At 63.8% G+C, this 19,465-nt stretch carries 16 protein-coding genes; 9 read left to right on the top strand and 7 right to left on the bottom strand.

Features of this window, described 5'->3' with window-relative positions; translation table 11 throughout:
- Positions 1-2: 2 nt before the first annotated feature.
- Both ACFSNN_RS05490 and ACFSNN_RS05485 read right to left on the bottom strand, forming a co-directional pair.
- On the bottom strand, positions 3-1,616 hold the full coding sequence (locus tag ACFSNN_RS05490) for a sugar ABC transporter ATP-binding protein (RefSeq protein ID WP_134460273.1): 1,614 nt from the start codon (positions 1,614-1,616) through the stop codon (positions 3-5).
- Positions 1,617-1,688: 72 nt separating this feature from the next.
- On the bottom strand, positions 1,689-2,654 hold the full coding sequence (locus ACFSNN_RS05485) for a sugar ABC transporter substrate-binding protein (RefSeq protein WP_134460276.1): 966 nt from the start codon (positions 2,652-2,654) through the stop codon (positions 1,689-1,691).
- Positions 2,655-2,845: 191 nt separating this feature from the next.
- Between ACFSNN_RS05485 and ACFSNN_RS05480 the strand changes: the two genes are divergently transcribed.
- Positions 2,846-3,718, top strand: a complete 873-nt coding sequence (locus ACFSNN_RS05480; RefSeq protein WP_134460279.1) for a LysR family transcriptional regulator — start codon at positions 2,846-2,848, stop codon at positions 3,716-3,718.
- Positions 3,719-3,748: 30 nt separating this feature from the next.
- On the opposite strand, the gene ACFSNN_RS05475 is transcribed toward ACFSNN_RS05480, so the two are convergent.
- A complete protein-coding gene (locus tag ACFSNN_RS05475; protein WP_134460282.1) occupies positions 3,749-4,666 on the bottom strand; it encodes a nitrilase-related carbon-nitrogen hydrolase in 918 nt (305 codons plus the stop codon).
- 131 nt (positions 4,667-4,797) lie between these two features.
- On the opposite strand from ACFSNN_RS05475, the gene ACFSNN_RS05470 reads away from it, so the two are divergent.
- From ACFSNN_RS05470 to ACFSNN_RS05455, 4 genes are all read left to right on the top strand, one after another.
- Positions 4,798-5,697, top strand: coding sequence for a LysR family transcriptional regulator (locus ACFSNN_RS05470; RefSeq protein WP_134460285.1), 900 nt, complete (start codon positions 4,798-4,800; stop codon positions 5,695-5,697).
- Between the two features lie 329 nt (positions 5,698-6,026).
- A complete protein-coding gene (locus ACFSNN_RS05465) occupies positions 6,027-6,851 on the top strand; it encodes an isocitrate lyase/PEP mutase family protein (RefSeq protein WP_134460287.1) in 825 nt (274 codons plus the stop codon).
- A 171-nt stretch (positions 6,852-7,022) separates the two neighbouring features.
- Positions 7,023-7,466, top strand: a complete 444-nt coding sequence (locus tag ACFSNN_RS05460; RefSeq protein ID WP_134460290.1) for a hypothetical protein — start codon at positions 7,023-7,025, stop codon at positions 7,464-7,466.
- Positions 7,467-7,539: 73 nt separating this feature from the next.
- The gene (locus tag ACFSNN_RS05455) at positions 7,540-7,923 is read left to right on the top strand and encodes a hypothetical protein (protein ID WP_134460293.1); all 384 of its coding nucleotides are present in this window, start codon (positions 7,540-7,542) and stop codon (positions 7,921-7,923) included.
- A gap of 40 nt (positions 7,924-7,963) precedes the next feature.
- Here the strand turns inward: ACFSNN_RS05455 and ACFSNN_RS05450 are convergent, their stop codons facing one another.
- The 3 genes from ACFSNN_RS05450 to ACFSNN_RS05440 are packed head-to-tail and all read right to left on the bottom strand — an operon-like array spanning position 7,964 to position 14,253.
- Positions 7,964-9,382, bottom strand: a complete 1,419-nt coding sequence (locus tag ACFSNN_RS05450) for an efflux transporter outer membrane subunit (RefSeq protein WP_134460296.1) — start codon at positions 9,380-9,382, stop codon at positions 7,964-7,966.
- Positions 9,379-12,546 carry an efflux RND transporter permease subunit gene (locus ACFSNN_RS05445; RefSeq protein ID WP_134460299.1) on the bottom strand — a complete coding sequence of 1,056 codons (3,168 nt, stop codon included), beginning with the start codon at positions 12,544-12,546 and terminating at the stop codon, positions 9,379-9,381. Before ACFSNN_RS05445 ends, ACFSNN_RS05450 begins: the two co-directional genes overlap by 4 nt.
- Positions 12,547-12,549: 3 nt before the next feature.
- Positions 12,550-14,253, bottom strand: a complete 1,704-nt coding sequence (locus tag ACFSNN_RS05440; protein WP_134460301.1) for an efflux RND transporter periplasmic adaptor subunit — start codon at positions 14,251-14,253, stop codon at positions 12,550-12,552.
- A 622-nt stretch (positions 14,254-14,875) separates the two neighbouring features.
- Between ACFSNN_RS05440 and ACFSNN_RS05435 the strand changes: the two genes are divergently transcribed.
- The 3 genes from ACFSNN_RS05435 (at position 14,876) to ACFSNN_RS05425 (ending at position 17,265) form a co-directional block, all read left to right on the top strand.
- Entirely contained in the window at positions 14,876-16,039 is a 1,164-nt protein-coding gene (locus ACFSNN_RS05435) for a patatin-like phospholipase family protein (RefSeq protein ID WP_134460304.1), read from the top strand.
- Between the two features lie 218 nt (positions 16,040-16,257).
- Complete coding sequence (locus ACFSNN_RS05430) at positions 16,258-16,968, top strand: SDR family NAD(P)-dependent oxidoreductase (protein ID WP_134460307.1); 711 nt, start codon at positions 16,258-16,260, stop codon at positions 16,966-16,968.
- 60 nt (positions 16,969-17,028) lie between these two features.
- Complete coding sequence (locus ACFSNN_RS05425) at positions 17,029-17,265, top strand: tautomerase family protein (RefSeq protein WP_134460310.1); 237 nt, start codon at positions 17,029-17,031, stop codon at positions 17,263-17,265.
- A gap of 41 nt (positions 17,266-17,306) precedes the next feature.
- On the opposite strand, the gene ACFSNN_RS05420 is transcribed toward ACFSNN_RS05425, so the two are convergent.
- Positions 17,307-18,407: an NAD(P)H-dependent flavin oxidoreductase gene (locus ACFSNN_RS05420; protein WP_134460313.1), complete on the bottom strand. Its 1,101-nt coding sequence runs from the start codon at positions 18,405-18,407 to the stop codon at positions 17,307-17,309.
- A gap of 139 nt (positions 18,408-18,546) precedes the next feature.
- On the opposite strand from ACFSNN_RS05420, the gene ACFSNN_RS05415 reads away from it, so the two are divergent.
- A complete protein-coding gene (locus ACFSNN_RS05415; protein ID WP_134460316.1) occupies positions 18,547-19,458 on the top strand; it encodes a LysR family transcriptional regulator in 912 nt (303 codons plus the stop codon).
- The last annotated feature ends 7 nt before the right edge of the window (positions 19,459-19,465 follow it).

The raw sequence follows: 19,465 nt of genomic DNA, 5'->3' as shown, positions 1-19,465 counted from the left end.
GCTCAATACTCCACTAATTTACTTTCGTCGGGCGCTTTCGCGTCGGGTTCGATCGGCTCGTGCAGCATGTCGTCGCCTTTCGCGTAGCCCGCGAATGCCGCCGCCAGCAGCGCGTCCTGAGTCCAGTTGCCGCGCTCGAACAGGCCTGTCATGCGTCCCGCCGACATCACCGCGATCCGGTCGCAAATCGCCATCAATTCGCGCAGGTCGCTCGATACCACCACCAGCGCGCGGCCCTCGCGAGCCAACGCGCCCATCAACGCATAGATGTCGAACTTCGCGCCGACGTCGATGCCACGCGTCGGCTCATCGAACAGCAGCACCGTGCAATCGCGCGCGAGCCACCGGCCGATCACCACCTTCTGCTGGTTGCCGCCCGACAACTCGGACACCGGCTGCGCCGGTCCGGAACTGCGGATACGCATTGCGTCGATCTGCCTGTGCGCCAAAGCCGCTTCACGACGGCCGTCCACCACGCCCTTGCTCGACACCGAGCGCAAGTGGCCCAGCGAAATGTTGGCGGCGATCGGCTGGGTCAGCAAAAGACCCTCGCCTTTGCGATCTTCCGTGATCAGCGCGATGCCGTGCTTCACGGCGTCCGAAGGCGACGCGATCGTCACGGGCTCAAGCGCGCCGCCTTCCCGCCGGATCGACACAGTGCCCGCGTCCGCGCGGTCCGCGCCATAGATGAGCCGCATCAACTCCGTGCGCCCCGCACCGATCAGTCCGCTGATGCCGAAAATCTCGCCGGCCTTGACCTCGAAGGACACGTCGCGCACCACCGGCTCGCGCGTCATGCCGCTGACCTTGAACGCCACCTCGCCGATACGCCGTTCGCCGAGATCGATCCGGTCGCCGATATCGCGGCCTACCATCAGGGTTACGAGACGGTCGGTAGTGAGGTTGGCCATCTCGTCGACATGCACGAGCTTGCCGTCACGCAACACGGCAGCGCGCCGCGCGATACGTTTCAATTCTTCCAACCGGTGCGAGATGTACGCCAGCGCGACGCCGCGCGCCTTCAACCGCTCGACCTGCTCGAACAGCAGATCGACTTCGCGGGCGGTCAGCATCGCGGTGGGTTCGTCGAGAATCAGCACGCGGCAGTCGCCGATCAGATTGCGCGCAATCTCGACCATCTGTTGATGCCCGATGCCGAGCGTGCCGACCAGCGTATCGGGATCGATTGCGTCGAGGCCGACTTGCGCCATGGCGTGCCGCGCGTCCTCGCGCAGTTTGGCGCGGTCGATCCAGCCGAATATGCCGCGCTGCGGCAAACGGTTCAGAAAGAGGTTTTCCGCCACCGAGAGCGTGGGCAGCAGGTTCAACTCCTGCATGACCATGCGCACGCCGAGCGCCTCGGCGTCCTTGCGGCTGGCCGGCGTGTAGGCCGCGCCGGCCAGCGTCATCGAACCGGTAGTCGGCGTGACGAGACCGCCGATTATCTTGGACAAGGTGCTCTTGCCCGCGCCGTTTTCGCCGGTCAGCGCCAGCACTTCGCCCGCGTGCAAGTCCAGCGAGACATCGGCGAGCACGGGCTCGGCATAGGTCTTGCCGATACCGTGCACGCGCAGCACGGGCGCGTCGTCGGCAAGAGATGAGATGGGAGTGGACATCAGATTGATTCAGGCTGGACAGAAATCAGTCGGCGTGGCCCCTTGCGGAGCGGGCCACACCTTGCACCCGTCTTACTTGGTGACCAGATCGACCGGCGTTTCGACAACACCGGACAATTCAGACTGTTTCTTGTGTTCGGAGAGCGCCTTCAAAGCCGTGTCGATGCCGAACACGGCCTGCTTGGCTGCGTATTGATTGGCGGTGGCGAGCACGCGGCCGTCCTTGAGCATCGGCTTGATCGCGTTGATGTCGTCGTAACCGACGATCTGCACCTTGCCTGCCTTGCCGGCCGCGCGCACGGCCGACACGGCGCCGATCGCCATGTTGTCGTTACCGCACAGCAAAGCCTTGACGTCCGGGTTCGCGTTGAGGATCTGGCTCGCGACGGCGTTGCCCTTGTCGATTTCCCACTCGCCCGATTGCAGCGCGACGACCTTCATGCCGCCCGCCGCCATGGCCTGCTTGAAACCGGCCGTGCGTTGCTGCGCGTTGGTCGTGGTCGTGACACCTTCGATAATGCCGACGTTGTCGCCCGCTTTCAGGTGCTTGGCCAGGTAGTCACCGACCTTCTGCGCGCCCTTCGCGTTATCCGGCCCGACGAACGGGATGTTCAGGTCTTTCGACTTGAGGACGTCGTTATCCAGCTTGTTGTCGATATTGACCACGATGATGCCGGCATCGACCGCCTTCTTCAGGACCGGCACCAGCGCCTTCGAGTCAGCCGGCGCGATCACCAGCGCGTCGACCTTCGAGACGATCATCTGCTCGACGATGCGGATCTGGTTCGCGGTGTCCGTCTCGTCCTTGATGCCGTTGGTGACGAGATCGAACTTCGCCGGATTCTGCTTCTGATAATCCTTGGCGCCCGTTTCCATGGTCAGGAAGAACTCGTTTGCCAGCGACTTCATGACAAGCGCGACTTTCGGTTTATGGGCGGCCTGGGCGAAGGCTGCCGGCATCGGCAAAATCGACACAGCCAGGAAAGCTGCGCCGGCTGCGATGGCGCGACGGCGCGCCGGAAGGAAATGGCGAATCATTGATGTCTCCGTATTGCTCGTTCGGTCTACTGAGAGCCGTTGAGTCGTGTGATGGGTAGGAACGCCGCACTTGCCGCAACTGGCTGAACCATCAGGGTCGTCCCGTATGCTGGGCAAGCATGGCCAGATCCAATCCTATCTCCGCGAACTGCGTTATGCTATGCCAAATTTCAAAACCTATCGTTTCAAAAATGGAACACGTAGACTGGGACGACCTGCGGATTCTGGTGGCGATCGCCCGCGAAGGCACCATGCGATCGGCCGCCGCGGCATGCGACCTGAGCGCGCCGACCCTGTCGCGCCGCCTGACCGAGCTGGAGCGGCGGCTGGGCGAACCTTTGATCGACCGGGTGCCGTCGGGCTGTAGCGTGACGGCGTTCGGCGCCAAGGTGCTGGCCTGGGCGGAGCAAATGGAGGACCTGGCGCACCAGATCGAACGCGCCGCTGACGTGAACGGCGGCGCACCCGCGCATGGCACGGTGCGGATCAACGCCGTCGAATGGCCGTCGTACATTCTGCTGAAACTGCTCGGCTCCTTTCAGGACCGGCTGCCCAGACTCGCGATCGAGGTGCTGACTTCGCGGCGTCCCTATAGCCTGGCGCGGCGCGAGGCGGATATCGCACTGTGGTCCGAATGCCCGGAAGAGGGCGACCTGTACGTCCGGCGCATCGGCAGGATCCGCTTCGGGCTGTTCGGCTCGCGCGATTACTATCTGCGCCACAAGGCCGCGATCGTGAAGAAAGAGTGGGACAAGCTGTCGTTCGTCGGCTACGACGACCGTCAACCGGACCATCCTGCGACCCAATGGCTGAAGGCGCTGCCCGGCGCTCCGGCGCCGTCGCTGCGCAGCAGCTACGGCATGGGCGTGTTCGATGGCGTGCTGGGCGGCTCCGGGCTCGGCATACTCGCGCAGCTAGCGGGTGACACGACCAGCGATCTCGTCTGCGTGGAGAAGCACATCAAGGCGCTCGATCAGGATGTGTGGATGGTGCTGCATCCGGCCTTGCGCGACAGCGAGCGGATCCGGACCGTGGCGAACCTGATTGCCGAGATCTTCCGCTAACGCCGCCTTGACGAATGAACCGAACGAACGCTAGCGTATCGGCCGATTACGGCTAACCTGCGCAAAACTGAGCGCGATTGCGCCTCGCGAAGCGGCGCCGCGTGGCTCGAAATCCGCCGCTCGATGGTCGCCGGACCGGGTCAGTAAGCCGTAGAGTTCCGGACGGCGCGCCGTCAGCCATTGCTGCCCTGCACTTGCATCGATCAGGCCTGTGTCCAGATCGGCGGAAACGAGTGCGTCTTGCGCGCGGCTCGCGGCGAGCACGCGGCCGCAGGGATCGACGATCATCGCTGCCCCGCTCGACTGCCCTGATCCGCCGGTCTCCACGCCTTCGCTGAAGACGACGAACATGCCGTTGTCACCGGCTCGCGCCGACAGCAAGCGGCGCAGCGATTGCCCCATCGAACCAGCTTGCGTTCGGCGATCGCCAGCCCGGTTCGCGCCGTCGCTGCGATGCGGCGCGATTAGCAAGGTCGCGCCCATGAGCGCCGTCATCCTCATGTTCTCGACCAGATAGTTGTCGCCGCCGATCAGGATGCCCACGCGAACGCCCCACGCCGTATCGAACACGGTGAACCGGTCGCCGCTGCTGATCCGCCGATGCCCAAACGCATGCAGCTTGCGGTGGCAATGACGCATCCCGCCCGGCAGGCACACCGCGTAGCTGTTGAACAGACGTCCATCGGCTGCGCGCTCCAGGAAACCGACACCCGCAGCCACGCCGGAGCGTTCGACCGCATCGGCCACCGCGCGGATCGACGGTCCGTCGAGCGGCTCTGCAAGCGCATCGAGTTCGGCGCGATGAAGCTTCGCCATGCTTGCGTAGCCGCCGATACAGGTCTCCGGAAACACCACCAGCCCGATATCTTTCTCAGCGGCAAGCGTCAGGCAATCCGCAATGCACGCGACGTTATGCGCCGCGTCGCCCGGACGTGAAACGAGCGACATAGCCGCAACGCGAAGCGATGGAACAGTGGAAGCGAACATCTTCACGACCGGATGAACAGAACGACACCATTGGACCGCTCCGCCATCCATAAGTAAAATGAAAAATTCTATGCATTCAATCACTTGCTGGAATGGAACTCAAGCTCCTGCGCGCCTTTCTGACCGTCGCTGAACTCCGCCACTTCGGGCACGCCGCCGAAGCGCTTTATGTCAGCCAGCCCGCTCTGAGCAAGCAGATCGTGGCGTTGGAAGCGAGCCTTGGCGCGCGGCTGTTCGAGCGCGGCCGGCACGGCGCGGAACTGACGATCTTCGGCGAAGGGTTTCTTGCCGACGCCGAGGCGCTGGTCCGCGACGCGGACAATATCCTCGCTCGTGCGCGCGAGGCGAGCAGCGGCACGCGCGGCTATCTGCGCGTCGGCCTCGGACTTTCGACGTTGACCGAAGCGCCGCAACTGATCGCCCAATTCCGCAAGCTCTATCCAAATGTCAGCGTGACACTGAACGATCTGTCTTCCGCGGAGCAATCCCGGCGGCTTCTCGGCGGCAAGCTCGACGTCGGCTTCCTGCGCTTGCCCGCCGACGCCGGCCTGTCCACCTTGCCGATACTCGACGAGGCCCTGGCATTGGCGATACCGCAATACGCTCGCTGGAAACGCGTTCCGTCGAATCTGCAGGAATTGAACGAGCCCGGCTTCATCGCACTGTCACGCGGACGCGGTCCCGGCCTCGCGGCACAAATCGATCACTGGTGCGGTGAACATGGCTTCGTGCCCAAAGTGATCCAGCAAGCCGACGACATTCAATCGGTTCTCGCCGGCGTGGCGGCGGGCGTGGGCGCGGCGTTCCTGCCGTCACGCGCGCAATACCTGTTACGCGACGCACGAGTGCTGCCGTTGCGCGATGCCGCCGCGCGCTGGCGGGTGGCACTGGCGTGGCAGACCACGCGCGACGATCCCGTGGTGGCGAATTTCGTCGCGTTCGTTCGCGCGGCGAAGAAGTCGCTGCGTGCCGGTTCCACTGCGCCGGGCTGATAGACAACGCGTCGTCGGGCTCGCCGGCCTGGCGAAGCCTTCGCAGAGCGTCGCGCGCCCCGCCGCGTCAAGCTGCACAACCGAGCAGAAACACGCGCTCCCGAGGCCGCCGAGCGGAGAAGCGCGTCCGAACATGCGTATGTCGCACACAACAACAAGGATTTCGCGGATGATGGAACCCGCCGCAACCCGCTCCATCAGATGCACTGCGTCCATCACGCCGGCGATCCGCGCCCAGCGGACACCGAAACCGACTTCCCGGTCGTGGACCTCGAGGTCGCATAACCAGCACGGGCGGCTCAGGCTCGTCCGTTTTCAGGAGATACGCCATGTCCCGCACCGTCGCCGAGAAGCGCTCCGCGTTCAAAGCCCTGCACACGTCCGGTTGTTTCATCCTGCCCAATCCGTGGGATGCCGGCAGCGCGCGCTATCTGCATACGCTCGGCTTCCAGGCGCTCGCCACGACCAGTTCCGGCTTTGCCTGGTCCACCGGACACGCCGATAACGGCTTGCCCCGCGACGCAATCCTCACGCATCTGCGCAAGATCGTCGAAGCGACCGACCTGCCCGTCAACGCGGACTTCGAGAACGGCTTCGGCAGCACCCCGAACGAGGTCGCGGAAAGTGTCCGGCTCGCCATCGAAACCGGCGTGGCCGGCCTGTCGATCGAAGACTCCACGGGCGACGCCGCCGCGCCGCTTTTCTCCATCGAAGTTGCCGTCGAGCGCATCAGCGCCGCGCGCCGCGCCATCGACGAAAACGGCGGCGATACGCTGCTGGTCGGCCGGGCGGAAAACTTCTTCGCCGGCTTGCCCGATCTCGACGACGCGATCGCGCGACTCAAGGCCTATTCGGAGGCCGGCGCCGACTGTCTGTACGCGCCGGGCATTCAGACGCGCGAGCAGATCGAGGCGGTAGTCGCCGCCGTGGCGCCGAAGCCCGTCAATCTGCTGATCGGCTCGACGTCGGCGTTCACGCTGCAGGACGTGGCCGCGCTCGGCGTGCGGCGCATCAGCGTGGGCGGCGCGCTGGCCCGCGCGGCGTGGGGCGGTTTCATGCAGGCGGCGCAGTCGCTCGTCCAAGGGCGTTTCGACGGCTTTGCCGGCGCGGCGCCAGGCTCGCAGCTCAACGAACTGTTCGAGAAGCGCGGGTGATTCGAGGTGTCGCAAGGCGGCCAAGGCGAGGGATCGAAAGCGCTTCGGACCGAACCGGGGTGCGGCACCGCCATCGTTCGCTGACGCACGTACGCAGTTCGCGTAGCCGTGAGAGACTGATGTCTAGCGGGCGTTCAGCCAGCCGACGCCCGCAGTTCGGGCACGTCAGCCATGGAATCTCGTCCTCTCAAAGTGCTTGCCGCACTCCTCGTCTCAAGCGTCGGCTTCTGCCCGGCGGTATCGCATGCCTACGCGCTCGACGCACAGTTCGACTGTCGGGCGCGTCCTCACGTGTTCATCACGCAACTCATCGACGACAACTACATCGAGTCCAATCCGATGCGGGTCGACACGAACTCCGTCAACGCGTTTCGTCCCGTGCACGGCAGCGATATGACCGTGTTCGGCTTTCGCGTCTACGCGGTGCTCGGCTACGAACCGGACGACGGCATGTTCAAGAAAGGCCGCGGCCAGGCACTCGCGGGCCCGTTGTACGGCGTCGTGCTGTCCGCGCCGAGCGAGTCGGTCGAAACGCGCGTGCGCGCGGCCGGAAGCACCGCCAAGGTGCACTCGGTCATTCCGTTGCTGCTGACCGCGCTGATCTGCACAGGTTGACGGAGCGCGGCCGAGCGCCGCGGTGCTATGCTTTTCGCTCCTCATCGCCCACGTCGCCAAGGTCTTCACGCCGATGCCCTCGTCCGTCCGCAACTCGCTCATCTGGATCTTCGACGCGTTCGAGCGCGATCCGACTTTTATCAGCAAGCGGATGTTCGGCAGCGACGCCGCCTATATCGACGGGCTTTTGTGCCTGATTGCCGCGGATCGCGACAAGCCGTGGAATGGCCTGCTGGTGTGCACGTCGCACGAGCGCCACGCAGCGCTCATCAATGAAATGCCGGCTTTGCGGCCGCATCCGGTGCTCGGCAAGTGGCTCTACATCGCGCAAGACGATCCGGCGTTTGAAAGCGTGGCCGAGGAATTGACGGCGCTGGTGCTCGCCCGCGATCCGCGCATAGGCGTTGAGCCGAAGCCGCGTGCACGCGGCAAGAAATCGAAGCTGCCGGAGGCGTAGCGCACGAGGCATAGCACATGAGGCCGTTCGATTGAACGGCTCACCCGCGCGTGGGCGTCTGCGAGCCGCTGTCGACGCTCCAACCATAGCCAAGCGCCTTGTACAACGCGACGATCTCGGCAAGCTGCTGATCCTGCAACTGCGACTGCTGAAGCTGCGCATTGAACAGACTGCGCTCGGCGTCGAGCACTTCCAGGTAGCTCGTATAGCCGCCCTCGTATAAATCCCGCGCGAGCGAAGCATATTGCGCGAGCGCCTCGACCTGGCGATTGGTCGCCTGCAACTGGTCACGCACGCGCGCCACGCCGACCAACGCGTTTTCCACATCGGCGAAAGCGGACTGGATAGCCTGCTCGTAGCTGAACAGCGCCTCTTGCTGCTGCGCCTCGGCGGTGCGTACCGATCCTGTGATCGCGCCGCCGGTGAAGATCGGCTGCGAGATCGCACCCGCAAACGACCAGATGCGCGCCGGCCCCGTCCACAACCCGGAGAGCGCCGTGCTCGCCGCACCGAACATGCCTGTGAGCGAAATGCTCGGGAAGTACTGCGCTCGCGCCGCGCCGATCGACGCGTTCGCGGAGACCAAAGCCTGTTCGGCTTGCAAGATATCGGGCCGCCGTTCAAGCAGCGACGACGGCAGCCCCGCCGGAATCGCGGGCGCGCTGAGTTGCGTCAACCATTTTCCGCGCGGGATCGGTCCGGGGTTATCGCCGAGCAGCAGCGACAACGCGTTTTCCTGTTGCGCGATCTGCTGCTGGAATGCGTACACCGATGCCTGCGCCGACTCGTATTCGGATTTCGCCTGACTCACCTGGAGTTGCGACACGACGCCGCCGGTGAAGCGCTCCTGAAACAGCGAGAGCGCATCGGAACGGCTGGCGAGTGTCGACTTCGAAATTTCCAGCCGTTGGTCGAGATCGCGCAGCAACAGATACGAGGTCGCCACACTCGATATCAACGCGATACGCGTCGCCTGCTGCGCGGCCTGAGTGCCCAGATAATCGGCGCGCGCGGCTTCGGTCATGCGCCGCAGGCGGCCGAACAGATCGATTTCCCACGACGCCATCACGTCCAGTTGCACCTGATTGCCGACCGCCGGCGCAAAGCCCGGCGCGGGCACGCTGCGGCCACGCCCGCCGGCGAAGTTCGCACCGACTTGCGGGAAGAGTCCGGCACGCGTGGTCATCAGGCGTCCGTAGAACTCGTCGACGCGCGCGGCCGCGATGGCGAGATCCTTGTTCTGATCGAGCGCCCGTTGGATCAGGCCATCGAGTACTGGATCGTTAAACTGGCTCCACCATTGCACGGCGCCCTGATCGACCACTTCGGCGTCAGGCGACGCGTAGCGGAACGACGACGGTGTGTCGACAGCAGGCCGGTGATAGTCGGGGCCGACCGTGCAGCCCGCGAACCAGCAAGCGCATACGACGGCCAATAAGCGACATCGAGGGAATCTCATGTTCCCTCCTCCCGCGACCCTGGCGACACCGGCGGTCCGGCATCCGGCGCAGGCGCCTTCTTGCCGCGCGACGACAATGTTTCGAGCCCCCAGAAGAACATCGGAATGAAGAACAGCGCGATGACCGTCGCGCCGAGCATGCCGAAGATCACACCGGTGCCGAGCGAGCGGCGGCTCGCAGCGGACGCGCCGTTCGCGATCGCCAGCGGCACGCAACCGAGAATGAACGCCAGCGATGTCATGATGATCGGCCGCAGCCGCAGCTTCGCGGCTTTGAGCGCGGCGTCGTAGGGGGACAGCGCTTCCTTCTCGCGCATCTCCACGGCGAACTCGAAGATCAGAATCGCGTTCTTCGCCGCGAGCGCGATCAGCACGGTCAGGCCGATCTGGAAGTACACGTCGTCTTCCATGCCGCGCAACAGAATGCCGATGAGCGCGCCGAATATCGCGAACGGCACCGCGAGCAGCACGCCGATCGGCAGCGACCACTTTTCGTATTGGGCCGCGAGGATCAGGAACACCATCAGCAAGGCAAAGCCGAACACGAGGCCCGCAGTCGAGCCGGCTGTCTTTTCCTCGTAGGCCTGGCCGCTCCATGCATAGCTATAGCCTTCGCCGAGCACCTCCTGCGCGATCTGCTCCATCGCGGCGATGGATTCCCCCGAACTGTGTCCCGGCGCGGCATCGCCGGTGATCTTCGCGGCGGGAAAGTTGTTGAAGCGCGTGACGATGTCGGCACCCGGCACGAAACGGACGGTCGTGACGGCCTTGATCGGCACCATGTCGCCGCTGCGGTTGCGCACGTAGAGTTGCTGGATGTCGTCGGGTTGCGTGCGGTATTGCGGCTCGGCTTGCACGATCACCTGAAAGAGCCGGCTGCTCTTCGGGAATTGACTCACGTACGAGGAGCCGAACATGGTCTGCAACGCGGCGTAAATGTCCTGAATCGGCACGCCGAGCGATTCCGCGCGCTCGCGGTCGACCTCGACGAGCAATTGCCGCGAATTCGTGTTGATGGTCGAGTTCACGCCACGCAACGCCGGGTTCTGGCGCGCCTTCGCAATGAACGCGCGCACCTTCTCTTCAAGGTTCTGATAGCTGCCGTCACCGGTGCTTTGCAGCCAGAACTCGAAGCCGCCGGTCGTGCCGAGCCCGGGAATGGACGGCGGATTCAGCGGCACCACCACGCCGTCCGTGTAGCCGGCAAACGCCTTGTTCGCATCGCGGATCAGGTCTTGCGCGGTGCCGTTCTCGCCGCGGTCCTTGAAACCTTTGAGCGTGATGAAGAGCGTGCCCGCATTCGACTTGTACTGCGAGTCGATCAGGCTGTAGCCGATCGGCGCGGCGACCGATTTGACCGCGGGCTGCTTCGCGAACCACTGTTCCGCGCGTTGCGAGAGGTTGCCGGTGCGGTCGAGGCTCGCCGCGTCCGGCAGCACCACCGCGCCGAGCAGATAGCCCTGATCTTCAGTGGGCAGGAACGACGAGGGAATGTGCTTGAACAGCCCCGCGGTCGCCGCCACCATCGCCACGATCAGCAGGATCGACAACGCGACGCGGCGCATCGCGAGTTGCACCGCGCGTCCATAGCCTTGCGTCAGGCGGTCGAAACGCTCGTTGAACCAGAGAAAAAAGCGGTTTTTCTTGTGCGTGCCGGGCTTGAGCAGAATCGCGGCAAGCGCCGGCGACAGCGTCAACGCAACAATGCCTGAGATCACGACCGAGACGGCGATCGTCACCGCGAACTGTTTGTACAACTGCCCCGTGATGCCGGACAGAAACGCCACCGGAATAAACACCGCGAGCAGCACGAGCACGATCGCGATGACCGGTCCGGTCACTTCGTCCATGGCGTGTTTGGCGGCCTCTTTCGGCGGCAGACCGAACTCGGTCATATTGCGCTCGACATTCTCGATCACCACGATCGCATCGTCCACAACGATGCCGATGGCCAGCACCATGCCGAACAAGGTCAGCATGTTGACCGAAAAGCCGAACACCAGCATGCCGATGAACGCGCCGAGAATCGACACGGGTACGGCGAGAAGCGGCACGAGCGTCGCGCGAAAGCTCTGCAGGAAAATAAACACGACGAGAATCACGAGGATCACCGCGTCGCGCAACGTGTGAATGACTTCGCCGATCGATTCCTGCACGAACTCCGTCGTATCCAGCGCGACTTCATATTTCAGGCCGGGAGGAAAGGCCTTTTGCAGTTGCTCGAGCGTGGCATGCACCTGCTTGGCGACCTGCAGCGCGTTCGCGCCCGGCTGCTGATACACGGCGATCAGCGTCGCGGTTTTTCCGTTGTAGCGCCCGCGCAGCGAATAATCTTTCGCGCCCAGTTCCGCGTGGCCGATATCCTTGATGCGGATGGTGGACGCGTCGCCCGAGCCGGCACGCAAGATGATGTTGTCGAAATCGGCAGGCTCGGTCATGCGGCCTTTGGTCGCCACCGGAAAGGTCTGCTGGACCGGCGCGTTGGTGGGCGACTGCCCGAGGCGGCCCGCGGAAAACTGCTGGTTCTGGTTGCTGATCGCCTGCTGCACATCGGCGACGGTGATGGCGAGCTTCGCCATGCGGTCGGGCTTGATCCAGATACGCATGGCGTAGTCGGCCGAACCGAAAATCGATGCCTGGTTCGCGCCCGGAATGCGCTTTAACGCATCGAGCACATAGACGTTCGCGTAGTTCGCGACGTACGACTGATCGAACGCGTTGTCCGGCGAGTAGATTGCGATCACCATCATGAACGCCGACGAGCGCTTCTGCACCGACACGCCTTGCGCCGTCACCGAATCGGGCAGCGTGGGCAACGCCAGGTTCACGCGGTTCTGCACATCCACCTGCGCTAGCGACGGATCCGTGCCGATGTTGAAGTACGTCGTCAGCGTCATATTGCCGGTCGACGAGCTGGACGAATTCATGTACATCATGTTGTCCGCGCCGTTCACCTGCTGCTCGAGCGGCGCCGCGACGTTCTGCGCGACGACCTCCGCGCTTGCGCCCGGATAGGTCGCGCTCACGGTGATGGTCGGCGGCGCGATATCGGGGAACTGCGCGATCGGCAGGTTGAACATCGCGACGATGCCGGCCACCACGAGGATGATCGACAGCACCGACGCGAAGATCGGCCGGTCGATAAAAAAGTGGGCGAACTTCATCGATCAGCCCCCCGCCGACGGCGCGAGGGTGACATCGACACGGCGCGACTTGTCGGGCGCGTCGCTTGCCACGATGCGCGCGGGACGGCGCATTTCGATACGCGCGACGTCGACACCCGCGACGATCAGCGCTGAACGCACTGTCGCGGCGCGCGCGGCGGCGAGCTTGACGTTCGCTTCATAGGAGCCGCTGGAATCGGTGTAGCCGGAAATCACGGCGCGCGAACCGGGCGCGGCGAGCAACCGGCGCGCGACGCCCGCGAGCGCGTCGGCCGACTGCGAATCGAGACTCGCGCTGCCAAGCCCGAAGAACACCGCGGTTTGTTTGGCCGGGAGTGCCGACGGGTTGGTCGCGTTTGCCGATGTGCCCTTTGCATTTGCCTGAGCGGCTGCGTTGCCGGACGTGCCTGCGTTGCCTGATGCGCTTGCAGCGCCATTCACCGTGCCAGATGCGGTGCTTGCGTCAGTTTGACCCGCAACGCCCGTCGCATTGCCACTGGTGCCAGCGTTGCCACCACCGCCAGCCGGCCCAGCACCGCCGCCCGACAACGCGGCAATATTCACGCTCGCCGCCGGCATCGGCACGACGTGGGCATTCACCGCCGCACCAGGCATCAACCGTAACGTGTTGTCGATCACCACGCGATCGCCCACGCGCAGACCCGAATTGACCACCCAGTCGTTACCGTTCCACTCGCCCGTTTCGATCGCACGTTGCTGGGCTTTGTTGTCTTTGTCGACGGTCCAAACATATTCGCCGCGAGGTCCCTGCAAGATCGCGCCTTGCGGTACGGCGACCGCCGCGCTCCGCTCGGCGCCCAGCAGCTTGATGCGCACGAACTGGCCGGGCCGTAGCGCGCCGGCCGGATTGGGCACGGCCGCGCGAATCAGATACGTGCCGGTCTCGGAGCTCAGCGACGCGTCCCTGAATGCGATATGGCCGCGTTGCGGATAGATGCTGCCGTCGGCAAGCACGATGACCGCTTCGAGATCGTCGATCTGCGGCAGTTTCAGCGTGCCATTCGCGGTCTGCGTGCGCAGTTGCAGCATTTCGTTCTCGGACAACGAGAAGTTGATCCACATGGGATCGAGCTTCGCGACATAGGTCAGCAAACTGTTGGCCGAGTCGATATACGAGCCGTCCTGCCTCTTCGCGAAGCTCGACAGGCCGGTGACCGGCGCCGTGATCGTCGTATAGCCGAGGTTCAGATTCGCGCTTGTCACGTTCGCGCGTGCCTGTTCGAGCGCCGCCGCCGCTGCCTGCTGCTGGCCGATCGAATCGTCGAGGTCTTTCTGGCTCAGCGCATTCTTCGCGACGAGCGGACGCACGCGATTGAGATTCGCCTGCGCGGTGTCGAGACGGGCTTTCTGTTGCGCGTACTCCGCGCGCGCGGCGTCGAGACTCGCCTGGAAGGGTTTGCGATCCATCACGAACATCACGTCGCCCTGATGGACCATCGAGCCTTCCTGATAGACGCGCTTCTCGAGAAAGCCGTTCACGCGCGCGCGTATTTCGACCTGCTGCGAGCTTTCCGTCTGGCCGACGTAATCGAACACGACCGGCACGTCGCGTAATGCAATGTCGACCACGTCGACATTGACCGGCGGCCGCGCGGCCGCGGGCGCCTCTTTTTCATGGCACCCGCTCAGCGTCGCGAAGGCGGTCAGTACGAGGCAAGCGGCAAAGACGTGCGTCCGTCGTGTCATCTTGATCTCCGTCGGCAAATCTCCGCGGCGCTATGACGCGGGCGTCGAGGCGCAACCGGCTGCACCGGAAACTTGCAGCTTCGGTGCGGTCTGGCACACCCGGCAACACGACTGAAACTGCGCTAACGCGTTAGCTTCGCGTCCGGATGCGCGTGCTCTCGAAGGCAGGTTCGTTTGCAGATCAATTGCTGCGTTGTTGCGTTATCTACGCTACGCGAGGCAAAAAGGAAGTGGGCGGCCATATGCCGCCTGGTCGGTGCGATGCCAATGAATGCATCAAGACTCGCTCGCCAACCGATGCATACGTGCTCCTTTTTCTTCTAGCGGTATGTCAATACGATGTCTGACACCGTGCAGAAATGTCAGAAGGCAATGGCCAGTTGCCGCGAAACGCTTTCAATCTGATTGCTGAGGAAGTGTAGCATCGCTAATCAAAAAAACAACACGCGATCAGTGTTGGAAAATGGACAATAGCCAATTCGCATTTAGACGTTATGTAGCGTCAACGCGCCTGGTTTCGACATTAAGGAAACATTGACTAAATTCACCGCTGCGTGTGATGACGTGAATCCATACCGTGGCAGAATCAGCGACACCGCAGCATGCGTCCGGGAGGTTTGTCATGGGCAACGACACACACGTCGAACATCAGACCGGCGCAGATGACACTGCGCATTCGCCACCGGACATTCCCGGCCAGATCGTGCTGGTCTTTCAGGGCGGCGGCGCGCTCGGTGCTTACCAGGCGGGCGTGTATCAGGCTCTTCACGACGGCAAAGTCGAACCTCACTGGGTCATCGGCACCTCGATCGGCGCGATAAATGGCGCGATCATCGCCGGCAATCTGCCTGAGAATCGTATGGCGCGCCTGACCCGGTTCTGGAACGGCGTGGCACGTCAGGGCATGGAAGCGGCAAACTGGCTGCCGCGACTCGCAAACTGGCTGCGCGATTTTGTCACGGTCACTCAAGGCGTGCCGTCGTTTTTCGCGCCGCAGTTGCAGTCGTGGGCGGGCCTTCAGGCACGCGTTCGTTCCGATCAGGCAGCCTTCTATTCGACCGAACCACTGCGCGAAACCTTGGCTTCGCTCGTCGATTTCGACTACCTGAACCAGAAGACGACGCGGCTAACCGTCGGCACGGTCAATGTCCGCAGTGGACGCATGCGCTACTTCACGAATCGCGATGCGTTGCTGGACGTCGAACACGTGATGGCTTCCGCCGCTTTTCCGCCCGGCTTCCCGGCGGTGCAACTGGAAGGCGAATCGTACTGGGACGGCGGCATTTATTCGAATACACCGCTCGAAGCCGTGCTCGACGACCGGCCGCGACGCGACTCGGTGATTTTCTCGGTGCAGTTGTGGCCTTCGAGCGGTCCGGAACCCGAGTCGATCTTGCAGGTCATGAGCCGGCAACGCGACATTCAGTATTCGAGCCGCGCGGAGAGTCATCTCGATCGACAGAAGCAGATTCACCGCTTGCGTCACGTGATCCGCGAACTGGGCCAACATCTGCCCGAAGCGACACTCAATGATCCGCAGGTGCGCGAACTGCTCGGCTGGGGCTGCGGCACGACGATGCGCGTGCTGGAACTCGACGCACCGGCATTCGATAACGACGACCTGAACCGCGACATCGATTTCTCTTCGGCCGGCATCGAACGGCGCTGGCTTGCGGGTTACGAAGACACGGTCCGCCTGCTGGAGCGCGCGCCGTGGCGAGAAACACTGGACCCGATGGAAGGCCTCTCGGTCTTTCGCATGGCCTCGGCGGCAAGCCAGCAATAAATCGCGTCGCGCCGCAAACAACCACTCGCGGCCTCGGCCGTGGCGCAGGCCGTGCGCGCCTGCTCACTCACCGCAAATCCCATTTGTACCTGGCACGCAAGACTGTTTGTCCATGGCGGGTGTTCGAGATCGGCGTGGATGCGCCTAGATTTCATACCCATCGGAGCCACCGGCCCGATCAGCATTTGATCCCAAGTTACTTATCCGGAGATTCAGCCATGAGCACATCACAAAAAGTCGTTGTCGTTACGGGCGCATCGCAAGGCATCGGCGCAGAACTGGTCAACGCGTTTCGCAAGCTCGACTACCGCGTCGTCGCGACCGCACGTTCGGTCAAGCCCTCGGAAGATCCGAACGTCCTGACCGTGGCAGGCGATATCGGCGAACCGGCCACCGCACAGCGCGTGATTCGTGAAGCCATCGCCCGTTTTGGCCGCATCGACACGCTCGTCAACAACGCCGGCATCTTCGTTGCCAAGCCCTTCACCAGCTATACGGCCGAAGACTACGCGAAGGTCACCGCGGTGAACCTCAACGGCTTCTTCTTCATCACGCAGCTGGCCATCGCCGAGATGGAAAAGCACGGCAGCGGCCACGTGGTCAGCATTTCGACGAGTCTCGTCGACCACGCCATCGACGGCGTGCCCTCTGTGCTGGCCTCGCTGACCAAGGGCGGCCTGAACGCGGCCACGAAGTCCCTCGCCATCGAATACGCGAAGAAGGGCATCCGCGCGAACGCGGTCGCGCCGGGCATCATCAAATCGCCGATGCATGCGGAAGAAACCCATGCGGCGCTCGGCGCGCTGCATCCTGTCGGGCATATGGGCGAAATGAGCGATATCGTGAACGCTGTCCTGTTCCTGGACTCGGCGCCGTTCGTGACGGGCGAAATTCTGCACGTCGACGGCGGCCAGAGCGCAGGCCACTGATCGCGCCAGGGCGCCGCTGACCGGCGCCCTTCACGTCAACCGAGGATTACGGAGAACGCCATGCCTATCGTCACAATTCAGGTGACCCGCGAAGGTTCCAAACCCGGCAACGATGCCGTCACGGCCGACGAAAAAGCCCAGCTCATCGCAGGCGTCAGCCAGGTGCTGCTGGACGTGCTGAACAAGCCGCTCGCCGCGACCTTCGTGGTCATCGAAGAAGTGGACATGGAGAACTGGGGCTGGGGCGGCATGCCGGTCGAGGCCTATCGCAAGCAGCTCGCCCAGAAGCCAGGTTGAGCGTCGCAACGGGAGCGCTCAACCCGTTGGGCTGTTAGTTTTCAGTTCGCGAACTGCCGCAGTTGCTCGATGCTCTGCTTCAGTTCGCGCTCCAACTGGGCCATCAGTTCCGCCGCCGGCAACGACCTTGCCAGCGCGGCGGCCTGGCCTGCCCAATGCGCGCCGTAGCCGGACTCGCCTTTCGCCTTTGCCGCCGCGTTCAGCGCCTTGCCGGCATCGTAGGCCATGGGATAGGCGGCCGGCTGGGGTGAACGCGGGTCGGCGCCGAGCGCTGTGAAGCTGTTCACCATGCTTCTCGCCAGCCGCCCGGAGATCGCCGCCGTGAAAGTCGTGCGGCGCGCCGCCTCGCCAAGCAACGCGCGACGATAACCCTCGTCGATCGACGTTTCGGTACACGCCACGAAGGCCGTGCCAAGCTGCGCGGCCTGAGCGCCGAGCGCGAGCGCCGCGGCAATGCCCGCGCCGTCCATGATGCCGCCGGCGGCGATCACCGGCAGCCGGCATTCGCTGGCCAGCAAACGTGTCAGGGCGAACGTGCCCAACCGGTCGTCGAATGCATCCGGGTCGAAGACACCGCGATGCCCGCCGGCCTCGATACCTTGCGCCACGATCGCGTCCACGCCCGCCGCTTCGAGCTGCGCCGCTTCCTGCAAATTTGTCGCACTGGCGAGCAGCGTGATGCCCGCCTGTTTCAGTTCGGCGATCACATCCGCCGACGGCAAGCCGAAGTGAAAACTGACGATCGCCGGCTTCTCCTCCAGAAACACCGCCAGCATGGCGGGGTCCGCGAGGAAGCTCGTGTAGATCTCCGACAGTTTCGCCGGCGGCGTTGCCCCGTACTTTTCGAAATGCGGCGCAAGCCAGCTCAACCATTGCTGCTCGACCGCCGCGTCCGCTTGTGCAGGCCGATGGCAGAACACGTTGATGTTGAACGGCTTGCCCGTCAGCGCGCGCGTCTCCCTGATCACCTTGCGCGCGCCGTCGGCGTTCATCGCTCCGACGCCCAGCGAGCCGAGTCCGCCCGCGTTGCACACAGCCGCGGCCAGTGCGGGCGTGGTGACGCCCGCCATCGGCGCCTGAATGATCGGTTTGTCGATGCCCAGCAAGGGCAGCAAGGCACGCTTGCCTGTCTGATTGGTCATGTCGCTTCCTCATCGAGTGTCACTACAATATAGTCGTGATATTCCGTACGAACCCCTGTTCCACGCCGAACGCGGCCATTTCGGACGGGCGTTCCACGGCCCGACCAGACCGCGCTATCAGGCACCTCGCCGAGAGACCATGCAGCGTCAATTTGAAGATGTCCTTCTGGGCAGTATCGAACTATTCTGCCTGGCAGCCGAACTGGAGAGTTTCACCGAGGCCGCTAACGCCGCGAGCGTCACACCGGCCGCCGTCAGCCGTACGGTCGCGCGTCTGGAGGAGCGCCTCGGCGTGCGATTGTTCGTGCGGACCACCCGGCAGATCCGGCTGACCGATGCAGGACGACGCTACTTCGAACAATGCCGTCTGGCGCTGGCCCAACTCGCCGAAGCCGAGCGCGAAGCGACCGGACAGCAAACCGCGCCGACCGGCGTGCTGCGCATCAGCATGCCCACGCCGTACGGGCACTACCGCGTGCTGCCCCTGCTGGCCGAGTTTCGCCAACGCTATCCGGGCGTAACCGTCGAAACGCATCTCAGCAATCGCAACATCGACTTTGGCGAAGAAGGCTTCGACCTGGCCATTCGCGGCGCGGCGCCGGGAGACTCCGGGCTGATCGCGCGCACGATCGAGGACGCGGAACTGGTGGTCGTCGCTTCGCCGGCTTATCTGCGCGGCGCCGCCAAACTGAAAACGCCCGACGACCTGGTCCATCACGACTGTGTCCAGTACGCATTGCCGAGCACCGGCCGCAATCTTCCGTGGCTGTTCAAAGTCGACGGCAAGGTAGTCGAGACGATGACGAGCGGCGGTTACACGTCGTCGGGCGACGTGCTTGCCGGGGCAACGCTCGCACGTCACGGGGCGGGTATTTTTCAGACCTATCGGTTCATCGTCGAGAAAGACATCGCGGCGGGAACGCTCAAGGAATTGCTCATTCCCTACGGCGGTTGTTCGCGGCCGTTCGTGCTGCTTTACCCGCATGCGCGGCATCTCTCGTCGCGCGTGCGCAGTTTCGTCGACTTCCTGATGGAAAAGCTGGGATCGTAAGCAGGCG

Origin of the sequence: Paraburkholderia dipogonis (assembly GCF_042680985.1) — a bacterium.
Taxonomy (GTDB): Bacteria; Pseudomonadota; Gammaproteobacteria; order Burkholderiales; family Burkholderiaceae; genus Paraburkholderia; species Paraburkholderia phytofirmans.
Note: the sequence above shows the minus strand (reverse complement) of the source record. Positions and strands in the feature narration are given on the sequence as shown.